21 protein-coding genes are annotated in these 22,200 nt (G+C 51.5%); 13 read left to right on the top strand and 8 right to left on the bottom strand.

Annotated features, from left to right (window positions below):
* Positions 1-59: 59 nt before the first annotated feature.
* From AC0MA3_RS10835 to AC0MA3_RS10825, 3 genes are all read right to left on the bottom strand, one after another.
* Positions 60-1,058 carry a sensor histidine kinase gene (locus AC0MA3_RS10835; RefSeq protein ID WP_474656167.1) on the bottom strand — a complete coding sequence of 333 codons (999 nt, stop codon included), beginning with the start codon at positions 1,056-1,058 and terminating at the stop codon, positions 60-62.
* Positions 1,055-1,753: a response regulator transcription factor gene (locus tag AC0MA3_RS10830; RefSeq protein WP_474656166.1), complete on the bottom strand. Its 699-nt coding sequence runs from the start codon at positions 1,751-1,753 to the stop codon at positions 1,055-1,057. Before AC0MA3_RS10830 ends, AC0MA3_RS10835 begins: the two co-directional genes overlap by 4 nt.
* 119 nt (positions 1,754-1,872) lie before the next feature.
* Entirely contained in the window at positions 1,873-3,027 is a 1,155-nt protein-coding gene (locus AC0MA3_RS10825) for a phosphodiester glycosidase family protein (protein WP_474656165.1), read from the bottom strand.
* A gap of 285 nt (positions 3,028-3,312) precedes the next feature.
* Between AC0MA3_RS10825 and AC0MA3_RS10820 the strand changes: the two genes are divergently transcribed.
* Entirely contained in the window at positions 3,313-3,903 is a 591-nt protein-coding gene (locus AC0MA3_RS10820) for a histidine phosphatase family protein (RefSeq protein ID WP_474656164.1), read from the top strand.
* Positions 3,904-4,082: 179 nt separating this feature from the next.
* Positions 4,083-5,000 carry a diguanylate cyclase domain-containing protein gene (locus AC0MA3_RS10815; RefSeq protein ID WP_474656163.1) on the top strand — a complete coding sequence of 306 codons (918 nt, stop codon included), beginning with the start codon at positions 4,083-4,085 and terminating at the stop codon, positions 4,998-5,000.
* Positions 5,001-5,027: 27 nt separating this feature from the next.
* Here the strand turns inward: AC0MA3_RS10815 and AC0MA3_RS10810 are convergent, their stop codons facing one another.
* From AC0MA3_RS10810 to AC0MA3_RS10800, 3 genes are all read right to left on the bottom strand, one after another.
* Entirely contained in the window at positions 5,028-6,227 is a 1,200-nt protein-coding gene (locus AC0MA3_RS10810) for an SLC45 family MFS transporter (protein ID WP_474656162.1), read from the bottom strand.
* A gap of 4 nt (positions 6,228-6,231) precedes the next feature.
* On the bottom strand, positions 6,232-6,969 hold the full coding sequence (locus tag AC0MA3_RS10805) for a glycerophosphodiester phosphodiesterase (protein ID WP_474656161.1): 738 nt from the start codon (positions 6,967-6,969) through the stop codon (positions 6,232-6,234).
* 189 nt (positions 6,970-7,158) lie between these two features.
* Complete coding sequence (locus AC0MA3_RS10800) at positions 7,159-7,758, bottom strand: hypothetical protein (protein ID WP_379154790.1); 600 nt, start codon at positions 7,756-7,758, stop codon at positions 7,159-7,161.
* A 206-nt stretch (positions 7,759-7,964) separates the two neighbouring features.
* On the opposite strand from AC0MA3_RS10800, the gene AC0MA3_RS10795 reads away from it, so the two are divergent.
* The 5 genes from AC0MA3_RS10795 (at position 7,965) to AC0MA3_RS10775 (ending at position 12,602) form a co-directional block, all read left to right on the top strand.
* Positions 7,965-8,417 (top strand): NanQ anomerase/TabA/YiaL family protein, encoded by a 453-nt coding sequence (locus tag AC0MA3_RS10795; RefSeq protein WP_474656160.1) that lies wholly within the window; start codon positions 7,965-7,967, stop codon positions 8,415-8,417.
* A gap of 137 nt (positions 8,418-8,554) precedes the next feature.
* A complete protein-coding gene (locus AC0MA3_RS10790) occupies positions 8,555-9,502 on the top strand; it encodes an AraC family transcriptional regulator (RefSeq protein ID WP_474656159.1) in 948 nt (315 codons plus the stop codon).
* Between the two features lie 6 nt (positions 9,503-9,508).
* Positions 9,509-10,585: a Gfo/Idh/MocA family protein gene (locus AC0MA3_RS10785; protein ID WP_474656158.1), complete on the top strand. Its 1,077-nt coding sequence runs from the start codon at positions 9,509-9,511 to the stop codon at positions 10,583-10,585.
* A 316-nt stretch (positions 10,586-10,901) separates the two neighbouring features.
* The gene (locus AC0MA3_RS10780; protein WP_379154802.1) at positions 10,902-11,633 is read left to right on the top strand and encodes a ThuA domain-containing protein; all 732 of its coding nucleotides are present in this window, start codon (positions 10,902-10,904) and stop codon (positions 11,631-11,633) included.
* On the top strand, positions 11,634-12,602 hold the full coding sequence (locus AC0MA3_RS10775) for a sugar phosphate isomerase/epimerase family protein (RefSeq protein ID WP_474656157.1): 969 nt from the start codon (positions 11,634-11,636) through the stop codon (positions 12,600-12,602).
* 258 nt (positions 12,603-12,860) lie between these two features.
* On the opposite strand, the gene AC0MA3_RS10770 is transcribed toward AC0MA3_RS10775, so the two are convergent.
* Positions 12,861-13,370 (bottom strand): N-acetyltransferase family protein, encoded by a 510-nt coding sequence (locus AC0MA3_RS10770; RefSeq protein ID WP_474656156.1) that lies wholly within the window; start codon positions 13,368-13,370, stop codon positions 12,861-12,863.
* 327 nt (positions 13,371-13,697) lie between these two features.
* On the opposite strand from AC0MA3_RS10770, the gene AC0MA3_RS10765 reads away from it, so the two are divergent.
* The 3 genes from AC0MA3_RS10765 to AC0MA3_RS10755 all read left to right on the top strand — a co-directional run bounded on the left by AC0MA3_RS10765 (position 13,698) and on the right by AC0MA3_RS10755 (position 19,322).
* A complete protein-coding gene (locus AC0MA3_RS10765; RefSeq protein ID WP_474656155.1) occupies positions 13,698-17,057 on the top strand; it encodes an Ig-like domain-containing protein in 3,360 nt (1,119 codons plus the stop codon).
* 229 nt (positions 17,058-17,286) lie between these two features.
* The gene (locus AC0MA3_RS10760; RefSeq protein WP_474656154.1) at positions 17,287-18,342 is read left to right on the top strand and encodes an SPFH domain-containing protein; all 1,056 of its coding nucleotides are present in this window, start codon (positions 17,287-17,289) and stop codon (positions 18,340-18,342) included.
* Positions 18,339-19,322, top strand: coding sequence for a diacylglycerol kinase catalytic domain-containing protein (locus AC0MA3_RS10755; RefSeq protein WP_379154818.1), 984 nt, complete (start codon positions 18,339-18,341; stop codon positions 19,320-19,322). Before AC0MA3_RS10760 ends, AC0MA3_RS10755 begins: the two co-directional genes overlap by 4 nt.
* Positions 19,323-19,441: 119 nt before the next feature.
* Here AC0MA3_RS10755 and AC0MA3_RS10750 read toward each other — a convergent pair whose 3' ends face one another.
* Positions 19,442-19,918, bottom strand: a complete 477-nt coding sequence (locus AC0MA3_RS10750; protein WP_379154821.1) for a hypothetical protein — start codon at positions 19,916-19,918, stop codon at positions 19,442-19,444.
* Between the two features lie 243 nt (positions 19,919-20,161).
* Between AC0MA3_RS10750 and AC0MA3_RS10745 the strand changes: the two genes are divergently transcribed.
* From AC0MA3_RS10745 to AC0MA3_RS10735, 3 genes are all read left to right on the top strand, one after another.
* Entirely contained in the window at positions 20,162-21,139 is a 978-nt protein-coding gene (locus AC0MA3_RS10745; RefSeq protein ID WP_474656153.1) for a L,D-transpeptidase family protein, read from the top strand.
* Between the two features lie 140 nt (positions 21,140-21,279).
* The gene (locus tag AC0MA3_RS10740) at positions 21,280-21,837 is read left to right on the top strand and encodes a P-loop NTPase family protein (RefSeq protein WP_474656152.1); all 558 of its coding nucleotides are present in this window, start codon (positions 21,280-21,282) and stop codon (positions 21,835-21,837) included.
* A gap of 3 nt (positions 21,838-21,840) precedes the next feature.
* The gene (locus tag AC0MA3_RS10735; RefSeq protein WP_474656151.1) at positions 21,841-22,158 is read left to right on the top strand and encodes a hypothetical protein; all 318 of its coding nucleotides are present in this window, start codon (positions 21,841-21,843) and stop codon (positions 22,156-22,158) included.
* Positions 22,159-22,200: the final 42 nt, after the last annotated feature.

The following is a 22,200-nucleotide window of genomic DNA, read 5'->3' as shown; positions in this document are numbered from 1 at the left end:
TAGCCGTGATGGCTGTGGACGGAGCTTTTGTTCGAAGATATGAGATGTACTCTCTGTAACTACTCTTTCAATCTGGCCGTTCCGCTAAACGTAATACATACCGTGGTTCCCGTTCCGGGCGAGGACTCCAGGCTGACCTTGTGGCCGAGACGGCCGCAAATCTCACGGACCAGATACAGGCCCATGCCTGTCGATTCATGATACTGCCGTCCGCGTTCACCCGTGAAATAAGGATTGAATACCCTTTTCAGATCTTCAGGAGAGATGCCGATACCCTGATCGGTAATCTTGAGCACTGTATCCTTATCGTCGCTTTGTGCGGTGAATGTAACGGTTTTGCCCGAACCGGAAGTATAATTTACGGCATTCACCAGAATCTGTGTCAGTACGAACATCAGCCACTTGGGATCACTGTAGACAGACAAGCCTTCATTTACCCGGATGTCTGCCTTGATTCCCCTGCGGATGAACAGCCTGCGGTTCTCGGCGACTGTTTCACTGACGATTCTGCGCAGCTGAAGGTATTGAACCTGGAAATCATCTTCAAACCGTTCCAGACGGGAGGTATAAATCACCATTTCCAGCCCCTTGCGAAGCCGCTCCAGCTCTTCCTGAATGCTGTTTGCCGCCTCATCGTCGAGCTCCTGCAGAGTAAGCTGGATAACGGACAGCGGAGTCTTCATCTGGTGTACCCAGCGGTTGATAAATACGATATGCTGATCCATCCGGCTGATATGGGTCTGCAGCTGTTCCTGATAATGGCGGTGGGTAACCTGGAGCAGTTCGCTTACGGCTTCGGGCAGCGGCGCATCATCCAGCGGGGCGGGAAGCTCCCCGGTGGCGGAGGCATGCTGTTCCAGACGGATGTACATCTTGTGATGCTGGATATATCTGTACAGCAGATAGACGAGAAGAATCGCAGCGCTGAGCGACATTCCATACAGAATTATAGACAGAGGCCTGGATTCGCCGGACAGATAGTACAGAGACGGTACGAGGATCATCTGCAGCAGATAGAAGAGCAGCAGGGGAACCTGGTCTTTCATAAAAAGCCTCACAATGGTTCTCCTGAAGTGCTCAGCCGGTAGCCTGCACCTCTCACCGTTTCCACGATTTCATCAAGCCCCAGATCCTTGAGCTTCCGCCGTACCCGCGTAATATAGACGTTAAGTGTATTGTCATCAATGAAATGCTGATCCTCCCACATTAGATCCAGCAGCCGCTCCCGGCTGACGACCCGGCCTTCCCGCTGCAGCAACGCTTCCAGCAGAATGGCCTCCTTTTGGGTAAGCTCTGCAGACTGTCCGGCGTATTGAATGACATACCTTTCCGGTAAAAGCGTAAGCCCACCCGCCTGCAGCTTGCGCTCATTCTGATTCTGGGCATACGAGCCGTAGGCCCTGCGCAGATGGCTGCGGATTTTGGCCAGCACCACCTCGTACTGAAAGGGCTTGGTGATATAATCGTCGCCGCCGTTCTCCAGAGCCATTACCTGATCCATTCCGCTCTCACGTGCCGAGATGAACAGGATCGGGCACAGCGAGGACTTGCGCAGCTGCCGGCACCAATAGAAACCGTCATATTTGGGCAGGTTGACATCCAGCAGCACCAGGCTTGGCTCAGCTTGCTCAAAGGTCTCAAGCACTCGGTTGAAATCTTCAACAGCTACTATGCGAAAATCATATTTCGAAAGATACGCCCCCAGCAGGTCTGCCAGCTTGGCGTCATCCTCAACAATCAGAATGGTTTCCATGAGCTCCCTCCCTTTATGCCATATACAGTAACATGTTCAGGGAAAATCTTGCAAAAAAACTACAAAACCTCCATGGCATCCGATCCGAAGACCGGTGCATGGAGGTTTATGAAATTAGATTATTTGGTTTTGACCACAAGGGCGTTGCTAATCAGCCGCCCAGGCGTAGTCAAATATTTGCCGCCATAGAACAGTCCGCTGGAAGCCCCGCCATCCAGGTTCATCGCCTGATACGCCCCGGCCTGCTTCATGATCTGGGCGAGCTGGGGAATGGTTGCCCCGCCGGAGGTCAGCAGGATCAGCTTATGGTCTTGGGTCAGCCCGAGCGCGCTGCGAGAGCCGCCGCCCGTCAATATTTTAGGGTCTTTGAAGCCTTCACCAGCCACATTCAGGGCCACTTTGCCGTTTACGAGCAGTCGTGGACCAGCCTGGATTGCGCCTGTAACCCTCCCGGAATTGAAGTGATCCATGAATTCGCTGCCAGGGATCATCTCGGCCAGAAGGTTGTTGTCATAAGTGAATACGGTCCGCTTGTCAGCCGGGCTGTTCTTGAGCATTTTCCCGCCGCTGATAATATATCCATAAGGAACCTTGTAGGCCCCGTCGGCATAGGCATTGAAATATGTACCGTTTATGGCGGCGACAGCCCCACTGCGCTTGGCGATGCTGCCGAGCGCTTCTGTCTTGCCTATGGTGTTGCCTGCAAGAACAACATCCAGCTTGAGAGCGGGATGCAGCAGGGACACAGTCACCATTTGTACTGTAAAGGATCTGCCGCCTACCCTGTAGGTCTGTGTGGAGCTTGCTACTGCCGGAGAGCCAGCCGAGATCAGATTGCCGGATAATACAGGCAATGTGGCAGAGGTCTCATCTGCTGCAAGCGTAAGAGAGGCAGCGGTTCTGCTCCATGTCATTTGGATACCGAGAGTTTGACTAATGAGGGACAGGGGAACATAGGTGGTCCCATTGCTGCTGAAAGGCCGCTCAGTTAGCGGTACGGACTTGCCATCTACGGTGGCGGCCGCTTGTCCGGATGCCAGAACTACGGATACCCCGTCTTTGGAGATGGTGATATCTTTCCCGGTTTGGCCGCCAACCACTGCCTGAATGCCGGCAAAACCGTTCAGGAAGCGCAGCGGGATGAAAGAGTGATTGTTTTTGTCCACATAGACAGCGGTTTTGGGTGCCGCAGCAGCGGCTGTGTTGGCGGGTAGAGAGGTTAGTGCTGAGAGCAAGATGATGAGGGTAAGCGATAGTACGTACAGCTTTTTCATAATAAACAGTAATCTCCTTTGAATTAAAATACACATCCGTTGCAGAGCAACGGAAGCCGCCTCTTGGAGCAGGCAGGATGGAAAAGGGCGTGAATGCCAGCATGCCAGCAAACGTGCCCATATTATCATATAGCCGTGTAACAGTAGCGTCAATTATTTCCACTCCATTATTCATGTATCTTGTATAAGATTCTGGTGGGAGCGTTATGCATCTTCTGCAGCGATGGTTTATAATCTACAGAATGGTTCAGGAACCTTCATACTTAAATAAAGGCAGGTAGCATAATGACAACCATAGGCTTGATTCGGCATGGCAGCACATTGTGGAATAAAGAAGGCCGGATACAGGGACATACCAATAATCCGCTGGATGAGGAAGGGCTGCGTCAGGCAGCGGCCATTGCCGCGCGTCTCTGCGGGGAGGAATGGGATTATCTTTATTCAAGCGACCTGCTGAGAGCGGTGCAGACAGCGGAGGTGATCTCGGAGCGGCTTGGGATTCCAATCACAGGGCTGGTCCCGGGGATTCGGGAGATGAACGGTGGTCTGATCGAGGGCACCACAGAAAATGAACGTGTGCAGCGCTGGGGAAGTGGTTGGAGGAATATGGATATGAAGCTGGAGAGCGACGATTCCGGCCAGGAGAGGGGCAGCAGGGCCATTGAAGAAATTGCGGCAAGGCATCCCGGCAAAAAGATCCTGGTGGTCAGTCATGGCGCCATTTTGCGCAGCACGCTGAGAAGACTGGTTCCAGAACTCGATGTAACTGTGCTGCTGAAAAATACCTCGATATCGCATATTGTCAAGGACGATAACGGCTGGACGTGTGCGTTGTATAACTGTGTGTCGCATATGGATGCTGATCGGTCAGAATAAAGGCTGGTGCAGTAACATCCGGCCTACAAATCCGTCCTGTCAGGGGAGGATTTTTTAAGTGCGCCCGTAATCTCCAAATGACCCTCATGGTGGTGTTTAGATAATGATCAGTGTATTATTGTACAGTAAAGCTTCAAAGCGCGAAATTATTCACACGCCAAAGGGAGTGCAGACGAACCATGGAAGCCCGCAACTATATGCTCGCCGTATCCTCGGTGCTCATCGCAGCATTGACCGTCTATAGTATGTTCTATCTGTCCCGCAAATTCAGCGGCAGAACTCAAAAAGCCCGCGCAGTGCGCGCGGTCTTCATGATCGTATCGGGTAGTGCCGGACTGGGCGTGATGCACCTGCTGGGCTTGCAGTCCCTTCAGGACGCTGGATTCGCACCCGGTTCCAGTAACGAGGGATATATCCTTCCGCTTACCCTGTATGTCCTGACACTGGCAGGGATGTTCTACCTGTTCTACCGGCTGCGTATGCTGCTTGCAGAACGTGAACAGCTGAAGGAACTGGCTTACCGGGATTCATTGACGGGTCTCCTAAACAAGAATGGCATGGATCACTTTTGGGATCATTGCAAGCCCCATGAACAGCTCGCGGTGCTGTTTCTGGATCTCAACCGTTTCAAAGCCATCAACGATACGCTTGGACATCATGTGGGTGATTTACTGCTTCAGGCGGTCGGTACCGCACTGATCCAATTCTCGAGCAAGGGCAAACGGCATATTTTCCGCATTGGCGGGGATGAATTCGTGATGATCGCCAAGCACTGCAGCCGCAAGGAGGCGGAACAGTTGGCACTGCGGGTTCTGGAGAAGACGACCCGGAATTATAGACTTGAGAAGCATGAGCTGTTTGTTTCAGCCAGCATCGGCATCACTATGAGTCATGGGCGGATCAACCGTCAGAGGCTGCTCAAAGAGGCCGATGCGGCCATGTATAACGCCAAGCAGCTGGGAAGTGGCCGTTACTCGGTGTATAAGGAGGAGAAAAGCTCCCCCGTCAAGCCCGCTGCCAACCCGGTGAGCCAGATCAACGGTGATGCAGCCCGTCCAAGTGGACTTGGCAACAAAGAAAGCTCCATGCGGGCTTGAGCAGGAAATCAACACTTAGCTCATTTCTTACGCTTTTCTGGGATGAACGGTGTTCACTGCTTTTGCACGCCCCTTCATCATCAGCAGGCAGATCAGGGCAATGGCCATACTGACGGCGGCGGCATAGAACAGAATAGAGTAATCGGTGAGATCAATCAGCAGCCCCAGCAGGGGCGGTGATGTAATGGCAGCGAGTGATGAGACCAGATAGTAGATTCCCGTCCGCGTGCCGATACTCTCTTCGTCCCCTGTAGTCACTACATAGGGATAGGAATTGATATTGATGCAAGCCCAGAATATCCCGCCCAGCAGAAGCAGAATGCGCAGCAGGAGCACATTTTCCGCAAACCCTACAAGAGCAAATACCCCCATCAATCCGCATACGCCGAGAATAATGATATATTTCTTCCCGAACCGACCGCCCAGCCAGCCGCTGGGAATCGCAAAGATCACAAAAGCAAGCGAAAAGAAGGTAAGCGAGAACGAAGCTGCTTGTTCACTAAGCCCCAGATGATGTTTGCCGTACAAGGTGAATAAAGTCTCCACCCCCTGATAAGCCACGAACCAGAAAAAAATCGCCGCCAGCAGCCAAACCGTTGTCCGGTCCAGCTGTTTTTTGAGGGAGATGCGTGCCGGCTTGCCGATCGGGCCGCTCTCGTCTTTGGGCTGGAGATGATTCTCTTTAATGAACCGCGAGACAATATACAGACATAAGAGTGTGATCAGACCAGCTACAGCAAAGGGCAGCACAGGGCTTACATCATAGAGGTAGGACCCTGCGCCAAAAGCCAAAATAGACCCTATTCCGCCCATAAAGTTGATTAGTCCGTTCGCCTTGGTGCGCTGAGGCTCCGGCGTGATATCCGGCATTAGCGCTACCGTCGGTGAACGGTACAGGCTCATGGCAAGGTTCATCATCATCATGAACAGCAGGAGAGTGAACAGTCCGCTGTGGAACGGAATCAGCAGGGTCAGCACGGCAGCCAGCGGCATGCCGATCATCAAATAGGGCATTCTTCGCCCGAAGCGTGTCACGGTCCGGTCACTGCGGTTGCCGATCCACGGCTGCAGAAATAGCGCGAAGTAGTTATCAATGGTCATCATGAAGCTGATCAGGGCCACGCTATGCACATATTTCTCCAGAAAAAACGGAACGAACGCGTTGTACAAGCTCCATGTAATGCTGATGCTGAAAAAGCCGAAGCCGAGCAGCCAGACTTTTTTCAAAATATCACACTCCCTTGGACACGAGCAGACTGGCTAGCACATCGGGAACATCGGTAATAATCCCCGCAACACCGGCATCGATCAGGTATTTCATCCGTTCCGGATCATTTACAGTCCATGGATGATAAAGGACCCCGTGCTCTGACGCTTCGGCAACAAACTCCGGCAGTACAGCGAAATGATAGGCATGCAGCGCATCTGCCTGCAGAGTGGCCGCGTAATCCCAAGGGCGGTATAAGCCTTCTCCATACAGAATACCCGTACGGATCTCCGGTGCCAGCGATTTGCAGTACGCGAGTGAATAATGATTGAAGCTGGACAGCACAACCCGCTCGCTCATGCCATACTCCCGTACAGCAGCGATCACCTTTTCTTCCATGCCGGGATAGAGGTATATGCCATTTTTCAGCTCGATATTTAGGATCGTGTCACGTCCTTGGAGCAAATCCAGCAGCTCTTCAAGGATAGGAATGCGTTCCCCCGCAAATTCACTGCCAAACCAAGAACCGGCGTCTGCTTCAAGTACCTCACTTAAGGTTGTATCCTTAATGAGTCCACTGCGGTTCGTAGTACGGCTTAAATCTTCGTCATGAATGATGACCAGCCCTCCGTCAAGGGTCATTTGCACATCGGTTTCGATGCCGGTTGCACCCAGCTCAAGCCCCTTGCGGAAAGCTGCCATCGTATTCTCCGGGCAGACTGCAGAAGCGCCGCGGTGTGCAAAATTAATCGTCTTATTCATGGTGTTCATTTCCTCCGTCTCGTTAATGTTAGTGTAATTCTGCCGCAGCAGGTGTGGGCTTTCCTATTTCATATTCCACACTATAGCAAGAAACCCTGTCCCTTTTTAGGGGAAGGGTGCAATATAGGGTAAGTTTAACATTGCCATAACGCTAATGGAACAAATAACAGGATTATGCGGCTGAGGGAATCAGGCAGAGACAATCCCGCGAATCTTTTCGTGTATCTGCTGGACTTGGGAGAAGGCTTGGGAATATTGAAGGTCGCATTTTTTGGCAGGAGCAAGCCTTGGAAGGAAGGGAATGGAGAGAACGGGTGTATCCGCACTGTTGAGATAGATTTTTAATGTAAGTTCCTTGATTTCTTCAGTGTTGTCAGGTCCCTGGGCCGTGTGGAGTACACCTGACTTTACAGCCAAGCCGGGTGTACGTCTGGAAGCGCTGGTTGTAATCCGGCTGGTTTTGCTGACCTTGGTGAGGGTAAGTGCATTTTCAACAATCTCCGATCCCAGAATTTGCTCACAAGGAAACAGGGTAGGAACGGCTGCTTCCGGGCTGCCGGGATCATACCTGCCAACCGCCAGGTTATGGCCTTCCTCATCCAGTGCGATAATGTGGCAGTGATCCGGCGTGATATATTGTTCGGTAAATTTGCAATTGAAAGACGCCATGCCAAAGGCGGGTGTGTTCCGGGCGGGCGGAGATGAAGAGCGTTGTATCTGCAGTACAGCTGCTGCCAGCAGCAATGCAATTCCTAATCCGGCGAACATGTACATCAGGAAAATGAGCATTTGGCCGCCTCCTTAAATTTTTTATGGAGCATCGGATGACAAGGGGCTTCATAATGAAACTCGGCTTGGAAGCGAATAGCTCCAATAGTAATAGATATGCGCAAGGGACGTGAACAAATACATAGACTGAGTCTGTACGGATCATATAATATTTTTCTATTCCGCAGTGGGGGAACACAATAGAGATTATTAGGAGGATATCGGTGATGATAGTAGATACACTGGAACATTTGCTGGAGAATGAGGCGGCTTACGGGGAGAAGATTCAGAGAGGACTGCAGTTCCTGCGCGATACTGATTTTGCCGGACAGGCGGCTGGACGCCATGATGTGAACGATGACATGTTCTATTTCATTAATGAATATGAAACAAAGGATGCTGGGGAATGCTTCTGGGAAGCACACCGGTTGAACCTGGACCTGCATTATATTCTGGAAGGTACCGAAAAAATCGGCTATGCCGCTATTGAACAGCTGGCAGTTAGAGATGACTACAGTGCAGACAAGGATGCCATTTTCTTCACAGGAGAAGTGAAATCCACAGTAACTGCAGGACCGGGAGCGCTCGTGGTCTGTTATCCGCAGGACGGTCATATGACGGGGATTGAAGCGGGAAGACGGGAAGCGGTACGGAAGGTAGTATTGAAGATTAAGCTGTGATTCATCGGATAGGTTCAGCTTCACATTTTCATGTATGCAGACACATCCAAGGAGCCGTGAGGCTCCTTTTTTCATGCCGCCATAGCGGTTACGGAGTATAATGAATTACATCTGAAATCGGACAAGGAGCCGCACTCATGAGTATATATCTGGAACTTCCGGACGTGGATAAGCATTTTCCCTTTCGCAGCCTGATTTGTGGAGGGGATGAGCTCTGTTATCCGCATTGGCATAAGGAAATCGAGATCATCTATGTGACTAAAGGAAGACTAAATCTGGGAATTAATGATACCCCCATTCGTATGGAACAAGGCGAAGTTCAGTTCATTAACGGCGGGGATGTGCATTATTTTCTCGCTTCGCCTGAAAGTGAACGGGTGGTGATCCAGTTCGACCTGAATTTGTTTCAGGAGGTTGCGGCACTTGGGGGCAGCGGCTATTCCCTGCGGGATCTGTTTACGGAGATGGAGTACTCAAGCCAGTCATGGCCGGAGGAGGCCACCGCCCGGATGATCTCCCTGATCGAGAGCATCTACGAGGAGGATACCCAGCGGCGTGAAGGGTATGCCTATTTAATCAAAGCGAGGATGTTTGAGCTGCTGACCGTTATTTTGCGCGAGGTGCCGAGGAGCGGGTTGAAGCGGCAGCCCAAGTTCACAGAAGATACGCTGACCCAGTCAAGGGAGACGCTAGAGCGTCTGGAACGGGTTTTTTCCTATGTGGAGCAGCATTATCAGAAAGCGATTTCCCTGAATGAGGTGGCCCGCTACATGGGCTTCAGCCCGTATTATTTCACGAAGCTGTTCAAGCGGAATACGGGGATGACCTTTGTAGCCTTCCTGAATGAATACCGGCTCAACAAGGCGAAGTGGATTCTGCTGAACGAGGACTTGCCCATGTCTGCTGTGGCTGAAGCCGCCGGGTTTGGGAGCGTGAAGACCTTTCACCATTTTTTCAAGGATGCTACCGGGATTTCTCCGCTGAAATACCATAAGACAATATTCAGGAATAATACAGCAAGAATGCAGGAAGAAAGCACCGGGGCGGATTTGTATGATAGAGATATCAAAACCAGTGGAGGTTAAGCTAGTATGACGTTGAAAATAGGAATAATTGGCTGCGGCGGAATTGCGAACGGCAAGCATATGCCAGCACTTCAAAAAGTGGAGGGAGCCGAGATGGTTGCCTTCTGCGATATCGTGCCTGAACGTGCCGAGAAGGCAAAAGCAGAGTTCGGTAATGAAAGCGCTACGGTCTACACCGATTATCGAGAGCTGCTCAAGGATACAAGTATAGATGTGATTCATGTGTGCACACCAAACATTTCCCATGCGGAAATTTCCATCACTGCCATGGAAGCCGGTAAGCATGTGATGTGTGAGAAGCCTATGGCTAAGACCACGGCGGAAGCGCAGGCGATGATTGATGCTTCTAAGCGGACTGGCCGCAAGCTGACGATCGGATACCAGAACCGCTTCAGAGCGGATTCAACTTACCTGCATACTGTATGTGAGAATAACGGACTTGGAGAAATCTATTATGCCAAAGCCAAGGCGATCCGCCGCCGCGCTGTGCCGACCTGGGGTGTCTTCCTGGATGAGGAAGCCCAAGGCGGAGGACCACTGATTGACATCGGGACTCATGCCCTGGATCTTACTCTTTGGATGATGGATAATTACAAGCCGAAATACGCTGTGGGCAATGCTTATCACAAGCTGTCCGGCCGCAAGAATGCCGCGAATGCCTGGGGGTCGTGGGACCCGGAGAAGTTCACTGTTGAAGACTCTGCCATCGGGTTCATTACCATGGAGAACGGGGCAACCATTGTCCTTGAAGCCAGTTGGGCGCTGAATATCCTGGATGTCGGTGAAGCCAAAACCGTACTCTGTGGTACAGAAGGCGGAGCGGATATGGAGAAGGGCCTGCGCATTAACGGGGAAGAATACGGCAAAACGTATGAGAAGCTGATTGGCCTGGATGCTGCCGGAGTGGATTTCTACGACGGTGCAGGAGATGATCCTGCGGTGGCTGAAGCCAAGCAGTGGATCGACAGCATTGTGAATGATACAGAGCCAGTCGTGAAGCCGGAGCAGGCGCTGGTGGTTACCCGTATTTTGGAGGCCATCTACAAATCGTCGGAGACGGGTATGCCTGTATTTTTTGACTAAACCGATTCAACTTGAAAAATTTAGACAGATCTACTTGTTTGAAATAATGAGGGAAAAGTCTAATAACGCCAACATAAAGGGAAAAACACCCTCTAATTGAGAAAAGGGTGGATAGTTTAGGCAAATAACGGGATATCCTCCCTCTAGATTTGGCTTATCTCTTCCGCCGTACCTGTGTGGGTGATTATACAGGGAGTAATTCCCGCTAATTGAGAAATAATGGGGCATTGCTAAGAAATAGCGGGTCTTTTCCCCCTTAATTCCATCAAAATCCCAAAATAGTTCAACGACATGAAATCCCAGGAGTGTGTTCATAGTGACCAGAGTAACTGTATGGAATGAATATCGTCATGAACGCGAGGAGGAGCGGATCCGCGAGGTTTACCCGCAGGGGATTCATGCCCAGTTGGCTTCCTTCCTCAGCGAGGCCGGACTGGATACAGCGACGGCAACGCTGGATGAACCGGAGCACGGATTGACGGAGGAAGTACTGAATAATACCGACGTGCTGGTATGGTGGGGGCATGTGGCCCATCAGGAAGTGAGCGACGAGGTTGTGAACCGTGTTCATCAGCGTGTGCTTCAGGGAATGGGGCTGGTGGTGCTGCATTCAGGGCATATGTCCAAAATCTTCATGAAGCTGATGGGCACAAGCTGTGATCTGAAATGGCGCGAAGCCGGGGAAAAAGAACGCCTGTGGGTCATGGAGCCAGGCCATCCGATCGCCGAAGGGATTGGCGAATATATCGACCTGGAGCAGGAAGAGATGTACGGAGCGCATTTCGATGTGCCGGCACCGGAATCGCTGATTTTTGTCGGCTGGTTCGAAGGCGGGAATGTGTTCCCGAGCGGTTCGACCTACCGGCGCGGCAGCGGGAAGATTTTTTATTTTCAGCCCGGACATGAATCGTATCCGACCTATTACAACAAAGAGATTCAGCGGGTCATAATCAACGGCGTCAACTGGTGTGCGCCAGCTAAGCGGGATTATCCGGTATACGGACATTCCGAGGCGCTCGAGCCGATTAGAGAAAAGGTGGGAGTCTAGATGAAATTAGGAGTATTTGATCCCGTATTCGGAAGTCTAAGCCTGGATGAAATGCTGGATAAAATCGCTGCCGCCGGCCTGAACGCCGTCGAGATCGGTTCCGGGGGCAATCCCGGCAATCCGCATTGTCCTACGGATGAGCTGCTGGCGAGCGAAGCGGCCCGTGAGGCCTATCTGGACAAGTTCACGAAACGCGGCATTATGATAAGCGCCTTCAGCTGCCATAACAACCCGATTTCACCGGATAAAGAGGAAGCCCGCGAAGGGGATGAAATCCTGCGCAAGTCGATCAAGCTCGCCTCGCTGATGGGCGTTGCTGTGGTCAACACCTTCTCGGGAACCGCCGGGGACAGCGATGAGGCCAAAGCGCCGAACTGGCCGGTCACCCCTTGGCCAACAGTGTACAGTGATATTCTGACCTGGCAGTGGGAGCACAAGCTGATCCCTTATTGGAAGGAGATCGCCCAGCTTGCGGAAGAGCATGGCGTAAAGATTGGCATCGAGCTGCATGGGGGCTTCCTGTGCCATACTCCGTACACGATCCTCAAGCTGAGAGAAGCTACGGGTCCGGCGATTGGTGCAAATCTGGACCCAAGCCATTTGTGGTGGCAGGGGATTGAGCCTGTGGGTGCGATCAAAATTCTTGGTAAGGCCGGAGCGATTCACCATTTTCATGCCAAGGACACCTATCTGGATCAGGACAACATCAATATGTACGGTCTTACAGATATGCAGCCATATGGCGATGTGCAGACCCGGGCATGGACCTTCCGTTCCGTCGGCTGCGGTCACAGCCTGTCCGAATGGTCGGATATCATGAGTGCACTGCGTACCTACGGTTATGATTATGTGGTAAGCATTGAGCACGAAGATCCGCTGATGTCTGTGGATGAGGGTTTCTACCGCGCAGTGACCAATCTGCAATCAATCCTGATCCGCGAACAGCCGCTTGATATGTGGTGGGCGTAGGGGAACAACCGTTGTATACGTAAATGTTCAAAAGCCATCACTGGCCTGCTTATTTCGCAGGCTGGTGATGGCTTTTTTGCTATGCTTAGAACCTATTCCATGGATGGAGTTATCCCAGGGAATAGGGTGGCCTGGAAACAACGGCAGAAATGCCGTTGCTGAGCTCGCGCGCGGGCGTTTGACGTTGTTTACGGCCTGGCACCCGACCCCTCTGCCGAAAAGCGCTGCTCCCCGGAGCTGGTCCGGTTGCTCCCTAGCTTAGCTGTGCTTGTAATAAATCACCGTGGCGGACATTTCCCCGTCGCCGTTGATGACATAATTCGGGATTTTGCCTGCTTCCACGAATCCGCGTGACTGGTACAGCAGGTTGGAAGGATCACCCTCGCGCGTATCCAGCACCAATAGGGTCCGGCCATTCGCTGCGGCTGCCTGCTCTGCGGTAGCCATCAGCAGGCGGGCAATGCCTTTGCGGCGATGCTCCGGATGAACCATCAGCTTGGCGATCTCCGCCCGGTGCGGGGCGTTGGGCTTCAATACGAAGTGAAGCTGCACCGTGCCTACTACCGTTTCTCCCTCGAGTGCCACCCAGAGCAGGACACCAGGAGCCAGTACCCCTTGCCAGAAGCCAGCGGCCTCATCCGTTGCCATCGGAGGCAGAAAACCAATAGAGGCACCGTCTTCAACGACATTTATAATCAGTTTATTTAGTTGTTGCAGGATCTCCGGTTGCAATTCCTCAAGCTGTGTGACCGTTATTTCCTGGCTCATTCCTCGTTCATTCCTTCCGCTTAGAATTATCATATGAAATTCATTATATAGAGTCTTGGAGAGACCTGGAAGAGAAAACTGCTCGTTCAAATTTTCTTTGCCGCTTTCAGAATAGATTCAGTTAGGGTTGTTATGATGCTCTCAGCTTGCCTGTTTTTCGGATCGGCAGAGTAGGTCTGAACAAAGCGGCTCCCATACATAAATAAGGGAAAATATTGACGTATTATCGTTGTTATAAGAAGTTATTTGGTTCTTTAGTACCTGATTTGAAGGTCGGCAAATGTCGATAAGAGAATGAAATCATAATTTGGCTAGGAGGAAAGAGATTTGAAAAAGAAAAGGGTTAATTATTTTTTTCTTATGATTTTATCGATGGTTTTGGTGTTCGGGAACGGAGGCCTGGCACTGGCGGGTACTGCGGTTACGGTCTCCAAAATCGTACTGAGCGCAAATGAACTCTCACTTGCCATGGAAGACACGCAAGCTTTGACAGCTACGGCGGTCTACTCAGACAGCACATCAGGAGATGTCACTGTAGGCAGTGACTGGTCCAGTGACAAACCGGCTGTCGCAAGTGTCTACAACGGAATCGTCACCGCAAAAGCGGAAGGGACGGCAACCATTGTGGCCGTGTATACATACAGTGACGGGACGAGATTCTCCCAGGCGGCCACCGTTACGGTAACGAAGAAGGTCAAAGCTCTGACGCAGAATGTGCAAAGCCTGGATATCCGCAAGGGAGAGACCGACAGGGTTATTCTGACGGCTACCTTTTCCGACAATACCACTGATGCCACTGTGGCGGATAAGGCCGTCTGGAGCACCAGCAATGCAGCAGTTGCCACCGTTGTCAACGGTAACGTAAAGGGGATCTCCTCCGGTACGGCTACTATTACAGGTGTCTATGGCAAAAAAACCATCACTGTTACAGTGAACGTAGAGGTCGCCAAGCGGATTAGCGTGGATCAGCCGGAGCTTGCGCTTTTGCTGAATGACAGCTCATCTGTTGTTCTAACTGCCACGTTTGCGGACGGTACGCAGGAGAATGTAACTCCCCTTGCTACCTGGTCCTCCAGTGATGAAGAAGTTGCGGACGTGCTCAAAGGCGTCATTACAGGGTACAAGCAGGGAACTGCGGTTATCACGGCCAAATATGGCACCAAAACAACAACCGTTCAAGTGACGGTAGATCAGACGAGTAAGCTAATGGTTGACGATCAGAGCGTGTTTTTGAATCTGGAAGAAGATCAGCAGCTGAAGCTGACAGCGGTATATCCTGACGGAACCACCAAGGATGTGACGAACTCAGCCATCTGGAGTTCCAGCGATTCCAGCATCGCTTATGTATATAAAGGCAAAGTGTACGGCTATACCGCCGGAACAGCTACCATCACTGGAACCTACGGTGATAAATCGGTAGTGGTGGATGTAGATGTTGCTGTAGCGCGGTATCTCGATATAAGTGAGGAGCAGCTTAGCCTCAAGACAAGCTCCACCCATACGCTGACACTTACAGCAACCTATGCCGATGGCAGTACGGAAGACGTAACCTCAGAGGCTGCCTGGAGCTCAAGCGAAGAACTCGTTGCCTATGTCAAAAAGGGAGTCATCACCACTTACAAGCTCGCGGGAACGGCTACCATCAGTGCGGCTTACGGCACGCTAGAGACTTCAATTGATGTTGAAGTTGGGGCTGTCAACAAGCTCGTTGCCAGTGAAGAGAGCGTGTTTTTGCAATCGGGAGGGACGAAGCAGCTGAAGCTGACGGCTGTTGCCGGAGACGGTTCTTCCTCTGATGTGACAAGCAGCGCGGTGTGGACCACAAGCGATAAGAGTGTGGCTCTGGTCAGCAAAGGTCTGATCACAGGGTATTCCGTAGGTACGGCCACGATCACGGGTACTTATAACGGTGTGGCAGCAACGGTTACCGTAGATATCGGCACGGCTAGACATCTTGCCCTTAGTGAGACCAGCGTGAATCTTGCGGTGAATGCCACCAAGGCACTGGTGCTGACGGCTACTTTTGCTGATGCAACTACGGCGGATGTGACAAGCAAGGCTGTCTGGAGTTCCAGTGATGATGCGGTGGCTTTTGTGGCTAAGGGAGTGATTACAACATACGCGGAAGGAACGGTGACAATTACTGCAACCTACGCATCCAAGACGGTAACCATGACGACAGTTGTAGGCAAAAGCAACAAGCTCAGCGTCGACGATGACACTGTATTCCTAAGACTGAACAAGACGCAGCAGCTGGTGTTGACCGCGCTGGATGCGAGCGGGGTCCCTGGTGTGGTCACGAATGACGCGGTATGGAGCACAGCAGACGAGAATATCGCTACAGTTACCAAAGGTCTGATTACCGGCTATAAGTCGGGATCGACTACAGTAACTGCAGTGTACGGCGGCAAAACCGTCACTATTACCGTGAAGGTCGAGACCGCCTCCCGGCTGAATCTCACCATCAGCAAGCTGAATCTCGGCGTGGATCAGACCAAGGACGTAACGGTTATGGCGAATTACGAAGACGGCACGTCTCAGGATGTGACGGATGATGCAGTCTGGAGCTCGGATCATGCCGATGTGGCAGATGTAAGCCATGGAACCATCACCGCATACGCCACAGGCAGCGCAGTGATTACCGCTTCCTACGGCGGCAAGACTGCAGCCATTAAAGTAACAGCGGGGACCCCGAACAAGCTGACACTGCAAGCCAAAACGGCAGAGTTTGAGGAAGAGGAGACTTATCAGGCGATAGCTACCGGACAATATAGTGATGGCAGCGACAAGATCCTGACGGATGAAGTCGAATGGAGCACCAGCGATGCAAAAATTGCTGACGTTGACAACGGTCTGATTACCGGAGTAGGCACGGGTACAGCGGTAATTACGGCCAAACTAGGTACAGTATCCGCAACCATTACCGTCAAGGTTGGACTGGTGGATGAGCTTGCGGCAGATGTGAGCCTGATTACGATGGCAGCGGCAGACAAAGAGCAGATCACGCTGACGGCTACTGACTCGAAGGGTGTAGAGACGAATGTGACCGCAGATGCGGATTGGACCACATCCAAGGCGACGATTGCCACGGTGAAGAAAGGGCTGGTAACGGGCGTTCTGAAAGGGAAGGCAACCATCACTGCCTCCTATGGCGGTCAAAAGACGACGATCAGCGTTGAAGTGGATCAAGTGTCGGAGATTAATGCGTCTGTGACCAACCTGACGATGAAATCCGGAGATACCTCGAAAGTAGCCGTAACAATCACGTACAGCGACGGCAAAACGAAGGATGTTACAGACAAGGCAGAATGGAAAAGCGGGAGCTACAAAATCGCCACGGTTGCCGGAGGCACAGTCAAAGCAGTGGCTTACGGCAAGTCTTATGTGACGGCCAAATATGGCGGCAAAACCGTCAAGGTTCCTGTCACCGTAGATGTGCTGAAATACCTGGAGATCAGCCAGATGAATCTGACGCTGACGGCGGGTCAATCCGTACAGCTGACCGCTACCGCTACTTTTGAAGACGGCAGTGAAGCCGATGTGTCCAGGAGCGCGGTGTGGGCCTCGACCAAGGAACTGGTAGCCACCGGTAAAAACGGCCTGATCAAGGCAAACAGCAAAGGTTCGGCCTATATTACAGTGAAATACGGCGGTAAAGCCGTCAAGGTTAAGGTTACTGTGAAATAGCGGTAATAATAAATGATCACCAATAAATAGTCATAAACAGCTGTGTGCAGTCGTTGTTATGGTTATGCATAGATTGCCGCTGCTTGCGCCACATTTTCCAAAACTGGAGAGTGTGGCGTATTTTTTTATGATAATTTTGTTATTAACATATTGATAATATCAAAATCCTGTGCTAAGATGTTGTTAATAACAAATTGTTAATAACAGATGACAAAAGGAGGAAATAATCATGTTTGGATTCAGATTCGTAAAATTCCAGCCCAGCGACTATGTACTTAAGGTGAAGAACGGCAAGGTTGTGCGTGAGGGAGTGGGTCTTTCTTTTCATTATTATGCGCCTACGACTTCGGTTGTTGTGGTGCCGGTATCCTCCATTGATGTTCCGTTCATGTTCGAAGAGATTACGAATGATTACCAGACAGTGACCGTACAGGGACAACTGACCTACCGGATTGCCGACTACCGCAAAACTACACAGATTCTCAATTACACTTATAATTTGCGCAAAAATACGTATCTCTCCGATGACCCCGGCAAGCTGGCACAGCGCGTAATCAATATCGCCAAGGTGCTGACCAAGAAGCAGCTGGAGCAGCTGCCGCTGCGTGAAGCGATTAAGGCGAGCGAACGTCTGGCGAAGAGCATTACCCAGGAAATAGTACAGAACGCGGAGATCGAGAAGCTGGGCATTGAGCTGATGGGCCTGTCGATTCTGGCGATCGTCCCGAATAAGGAGACGCTGCGCGCCCTGGAGGCACAGGCCAGAGAAGAGATTCTTCGGGTGGCGGACAACGCGTTATATGAGCGCCGTAATGCTTCCATTGAACAGGAGCGCCGCATGAAGGAGAATGAGCTGAATACGGAAATTGCTGTCGAGACGAAGAAAAAGCAGATCCGCGAAACCCAGCTGGACGCCGAACGGTCGGTGAAGCAGAAGCAGAATGAGATGAAGGAGGAACAGCTCAGCTTCGACACCGCACTTGAAGAGAAGAAGCAGGAGCTGATCGGGCTGACTGTAGCCAACCAGCGGGCCGAAGCAGATGCCAAAGCCTATGAGCTGTCGGCCGTGATGAATTCGCTGCAGGGCGTAGCGCCTGGTGTGCTGCAGGCCCTGACCAATGTAGGCATGAAGCCGGATAAGCTGATTGCGATTGCCTTCCAGGAGCTGGCGGAGAATGCAGGCAAGATCGGACAGCTGAACATTTCGCCGGATCTGCTTCAGGGACTGATGGGCGGTTCGGCAGGAAACGGCGGGAATGCTGCGAGAGGAGGCGGGGGGCGATGAGCGGGAGCCGGAGCACAGAGAACAAAATCATCCTGATCAAGCGCAAGTCCCGCCTTGAAGAGCTGGTAGTCCGTTATAATACGATTCAGCAGGCGCAGTTCAATATCGAACGGCTCGGAGCGGATTTCAGCGATTATCTCAGCGAGGACTTTCATTACCGGAAGGCCGTGGAGACTGCAGTCATCGAGCTGGGTGCGGTGGGCCGGGTGCAGCTGCTGGAACGCCAGCATGTGCCGAATTTCATCTTCGGGGAGCAGGACACTGTAGTGGTGCTGGGACAGGACGGACTTGTAGCCAATACGCTAAAATACTTGCAGGAGCAGCCGCTGATCGGGGTCAATCCCGATCCGCAGCGCTGGGACGGTGTGCTGCTGCCGTTCACCGTCCAAGATCTCCGGCGGCTGGTGCCGGAGGTGTTCCGGGGACAGCGCCAGGTGCGGGAGGTTACGCTTGCCAAAGCGCAGCTCAATGACGGGCAGAGCCTTTATGGCGTCAATGATCTGTTCATTGGCCGCAAGACCCATGTGTCCGCCCGCTATCAGGTGGAGCTGAACGGTGTCACCGAGCAGCAATCCTCCAGCGGCATCATTGTCTCCACTGGTATGGGCTCCACCGGCTGGCTCAAAAGCGTGCTCGCCGGAGCGGCGGGGATTGTTCGCAGCGCGGCGCAGCTGCAGGGGGTCGCTGGCGAAAGGGCATCCGCCGGGGTGGAGCCAGACACTGCCGGGATGGAGCAGCGTCTCCCGTGGGATCACCCGAACCTGTACTTTTCGGTTCGGGAGCCTTTCCCCAGCCGGAATACTTCGGCCGGGCTGGTGTTCGGGCAGATTGGCAGCAAGGCCCCGCTGAAGATCACCTCACAGATGCCGGAGGATGGAGTCATCTTCAGTGACGGGGTCGAAAGCGACTTCCTGGAGTTCAACTCCGGCGTTGAAGCGACGATCACACTCGCCGAGAAACGGGGACGGCTCGTGGTATGAAGCCCACTTGCAGCTGCAATGGATTCTTGTCTTCCCGGCTCCTGACAACTTCAAAACGGGTTCCCCGTCAGCCGGAATAGGCTGCTGAGGAACCCGTTTGAAGTTGAAGTGTTATTTAATTACTGAAAGTTGCGGCCTTGATTCATGGATGAACCAAAGGATGGGCTTGAAGACATAGGCGAATGCATTTGCTGCGAATTGAAGGAAGGCATCATTGGGATATGCTGCATCTGTGCTGGTTGGGTCATGGAAGAATGGAAAGCCGGGTTGAAAGAGGGGTTGAAGCCTTGAGCCCCTGTGCCAAATCCCTGAATGCCAGTGCTGAAACTGGACGTTTGAGCGTTTTGCTCCATCTGTCTACACAGTTGGGATGCATGCTGCAGCTGCTGCATAGCTGTCTGATGACCCTGCAGAGCCTGCTGAATCATTTGACTGGCTTTACGTTCACGGTCTGCCAATTCTTCAAGCTTGGCAGCATTTTGCTGTTCCTGCTGAAGCAGCTGTTGGTAGTTTTGGGTGGCTTGTTGTGTTTGAGAGATCAGCTGCTGAATGATTTGCTCACATTGGTTGATCTGGCTGGACATGTTGGAATTCAAAATATTTTGCCTCCTTGGCATGTTCGGTTTTGGATTGCACCCTTATTATCTCTGAGGAAAGTAATGAATATTCATTTGCTTGATTTGCCTGATCTGGCGGCTCCAATTGTACAATTACTCTTTCACTGCCGGTGGGACGGGGTTCAATAGAAAGGTACGAGCTGCACTGCAACTTTTGCTGCAACCTTCCGTCTATCTAGAAAAGAGTTTCCATAATCACCCATAACCTGGAGGAGGGGCTGCATGAATCTGCATGATTTAGTTGCCAGACCAAGGACTTACCATAAATTTCCTCTCTATTTTTTACTGAAGCGGATACTGTTCTTACAAGGACGGCGAAGCCGTTTCCACCTAACACGGAGTATTACGGTGCCGATTGTGTTTGTGCTCCTGTTAACGTTAGGTTTCCAGGGAGTGTCTACGGCATCGGCAGCGTCGTCTTCTGATCTGATTATTGTGAACAAAAAGACGAATACGCTGGGCTACTTCAGTGGCGGCAAGCTGGTCCGGACCTTTCCGGTTGCCACAGGCAAGACCAAGAGCCTCACGCCGGAAGGCAGCTTCAGAATTGTCGTCAAGATCAAGAACAGGCCCTATTACAAAGATCATATTCCCGGAGGAGATCCGGCGAATCCGCTCGGGGACCGCTGGCTGGGACTTGAAGTAAACGGCACAAAGGGCACAACGTACGCCATTCACGGCAATAATAACGAATCTTCTATCGGTAAATATGTTAGTGGCGGCTGCATCCGGATGCATAATGAAGACATCCACTGGCTGTATCCGCAGATTGCCAAGAACACAAAAGTAGTGATTACCTCTTCAGCACTCAGTCTGGTTAGCATTGCAGTCCAAAATGGTTATTTGCTCGGGGTTACTGCGTTTACTGGCACCTTCATCATTGATGACCAACGCCTGAAACTTAAGGATGACTTCATTCTGGAGAATTCACGGGTGTATGTCCCATTAAGGGAAACGGTAGCTTTGCTAGGAGGGACGCTGATGCAGGATGCTGGAACCGGAGCATTGGTGATCACCATAGGTGACCGTTCGGTGACACATATCCCATTGACTGCTCAAGCGGTTGTACAGGGCCAAACCCTCCCAATGATCGCCTCCAAAAATGTGAACAACCGTCTCTATCTTCCGCTTGGAAGCCTTACAGAGCTGTTTGGTCTTCCGTTCAAATGGAGTAAGCAGGAGGCAACGGTCACCTTTTAGGAAGGATCGGTACTAGAGAATCCCCGGATCGCAGCGGGCAGACGCCTGCTGTTTTTTTTGTTACCATTTAATGGTACGGCAGTTATACTAGAGCTTAGAGAGGTAGAGGCTGAAATCCGCTGGATTAGGTTGATTGGAAGGTGATTGAGATTCGAATTCGGATTATTGGCGGCTGTGGAAGCGGTAAATCCTATACGGCCAGGGAATTATCCAAGCGTTATGGCCTCCCTTACTTTGAAACAGATAACTTTGTATGGGACAGAACGGTTCCGAACTTGCGGAATACACCGGAGGTTAGAGATTCGTTATTAGCTGAAACTGCTGCTCTTAACGCATGGATCATCGAAGGGGTTCATTATAAATGGGGGAGCGAGAGCTTCCGGCAGGCAGATTACATTATTGTGATCCAGCCTAACCGGCTAGTCCAGGACTTGCGGGTGGTACAGAGATTTATCAGAACAAGGCTCGGCCTGGAGCGGGGAAATTACAACCAGACATTAAAGAATCTGTATAAGATGCTGTTTGAATGGAATAGGAATTATGGGCGGGTGGATATGCCCAGAATTATGGAACTGACCGAGGATTATGCCTACAAGCGGATGATCGTCCAAAATAATCAGGAGATTCTGCGCTGGAGCAGTACGCATATCCATTTGGGTCAAGCCGCAGAACGAGTTCTTACTCACGGGAAGAGGTGATGCATGATGAGCAAGCTGGTAACCTTTGTGATCGAGATATTACGTATGTGTCTTATGCTGGTACTGACGCTAGGAATACTGGGTGGCTTGGAATACGTACTATTTAAGCTGCTGTACGGTTGGACGATATACCCCGGGAGCGCTGCGATCGGAAATTTCATTTTATTTTTTGTGCTGTACCGCAATTATTGGCAGTTCAAAGGCTGGTTGAAATCTGACAAGAATCAGAAGCTGGGCCGGAATTTGACGGTTAGCTTGACGAGCTTCTCCCTGCTGTTGATTCTGCTACCATTTGCTGTCCCGCTGCTAAGCAATTACTAATGGGTAAACTTTGAATATAGAGGTTCTTGACCTTGCTTATGC

It is taken from the genome of Paenibacillus sp. LS-5 (assembly GCF_056121505.1).
The sequence above is the reverse complement of the archived record's forward strand: the minus strand, read 5'-3'. Positions and strand labels throughout refer to the sequence as shown.

Coding starts and splice junctions, on each gene's coding strand:
- AC0MA3_RS10830 (WP_474656166.1), bottom strand. CDS start 1,753: ATGGAAACCATTCTGATTGTTGAGGATGACGCCAAGCTGGCAGACCTG.
- AC0MA3_RS10825 (WP_474656165.1), bottom strand. CDS start 3,027: ATGAAAAAGCTGTACGTACTATCGCTTACCCTCATCATCTTGCTCTCA.
- AC0MA3_RS10820 (WP_474656164.1), top strand. CDS start 3,313: ATGACAACCATAGGCTTGATTCGGCATGGCAGCACATTGTGGAATAAA.
- AC0MA3_RS10815 (WP_474656163.1), top strand. CDS start 4,083: ATGGAAGCCCGCAACTATATGCTCGCCGTATCCTCGGTGCTCATCGCA.
- AC0MA3_RS10805 (WP_474656161.1), bottom strand. CDS start 6,969: ATGAATAAGACGATTAATTTTGCACACCGCGGCGCTTCTGCAGTCTGC.
- AC0MA3_RS10800 (WP_379154790.1), bottom strand. CDS start 7,758: ATGCTCATTTTCCTGATGTACATGTTCGCCGGATTAGGAATTGCATTG.
- AC0MA3_RS10795 (WP_474656160.1), top strand. CDS start 7,965: ATGATAGTAGATACACTGGAACATTTGCTGGAGAATGAGGCGGCTTAC.
- AC0MA3_RS10790 (WP_474656159.1), top strand. CDS start 8,555: ATGAGTATATATCTGGAACTTCCGGACGTGGATAAGCATTTTCCCTTT.
- AC0MA3_RS10785 (WP_474656158.1), top strand. CDS start 9,509: ATGACGTTGAAAATAGGAATAATTGGCTGCGGCGGAATTGCGAACGGC.
- AC0MA3_RS10775 (WP_474656157.1), top strand. CDS start 11,634: ATGAAATTAGGAGTATTTGATCCCGTATTCGGAAGTCTAAGCCTGGAT.
- AC0MA3_RS10770 (WP_474656156.1), bottom strand. CDS start 13,370: ATGAGCCAGGAAATAACGGTCACACAGCTTGAGGAATTGCAACCGGAG.
- AC0MA3_RS10760 (WP_474656154.1), top strand. CDS start 17,287: ATGTTTGGATTCAGATTCGTAAAATTCCAGCCCAGCGACTATGTACTT.
- AC0MA3_RS10755 (WP_379154818.1), top strand. CDS start 18,339: ATGAGCGGGAGCCGGAGCACAGAGAACAAAATCATCCTGATCAAGCGC.
- AC0MA3_RS10745 (WP_474656153.1), top strand. CDS start 20,162: ATGAATCTGCATGATTTAGTTGCCAGACCAAGGACTTACCATAAATTT.
- AC0MA3_RS10735 (WP_474656151.1), top strand. CDS start 21,841: ATGATGAGCAAGCTGGTAACCTTTGTGATCGAGATATTACGTATGTGT.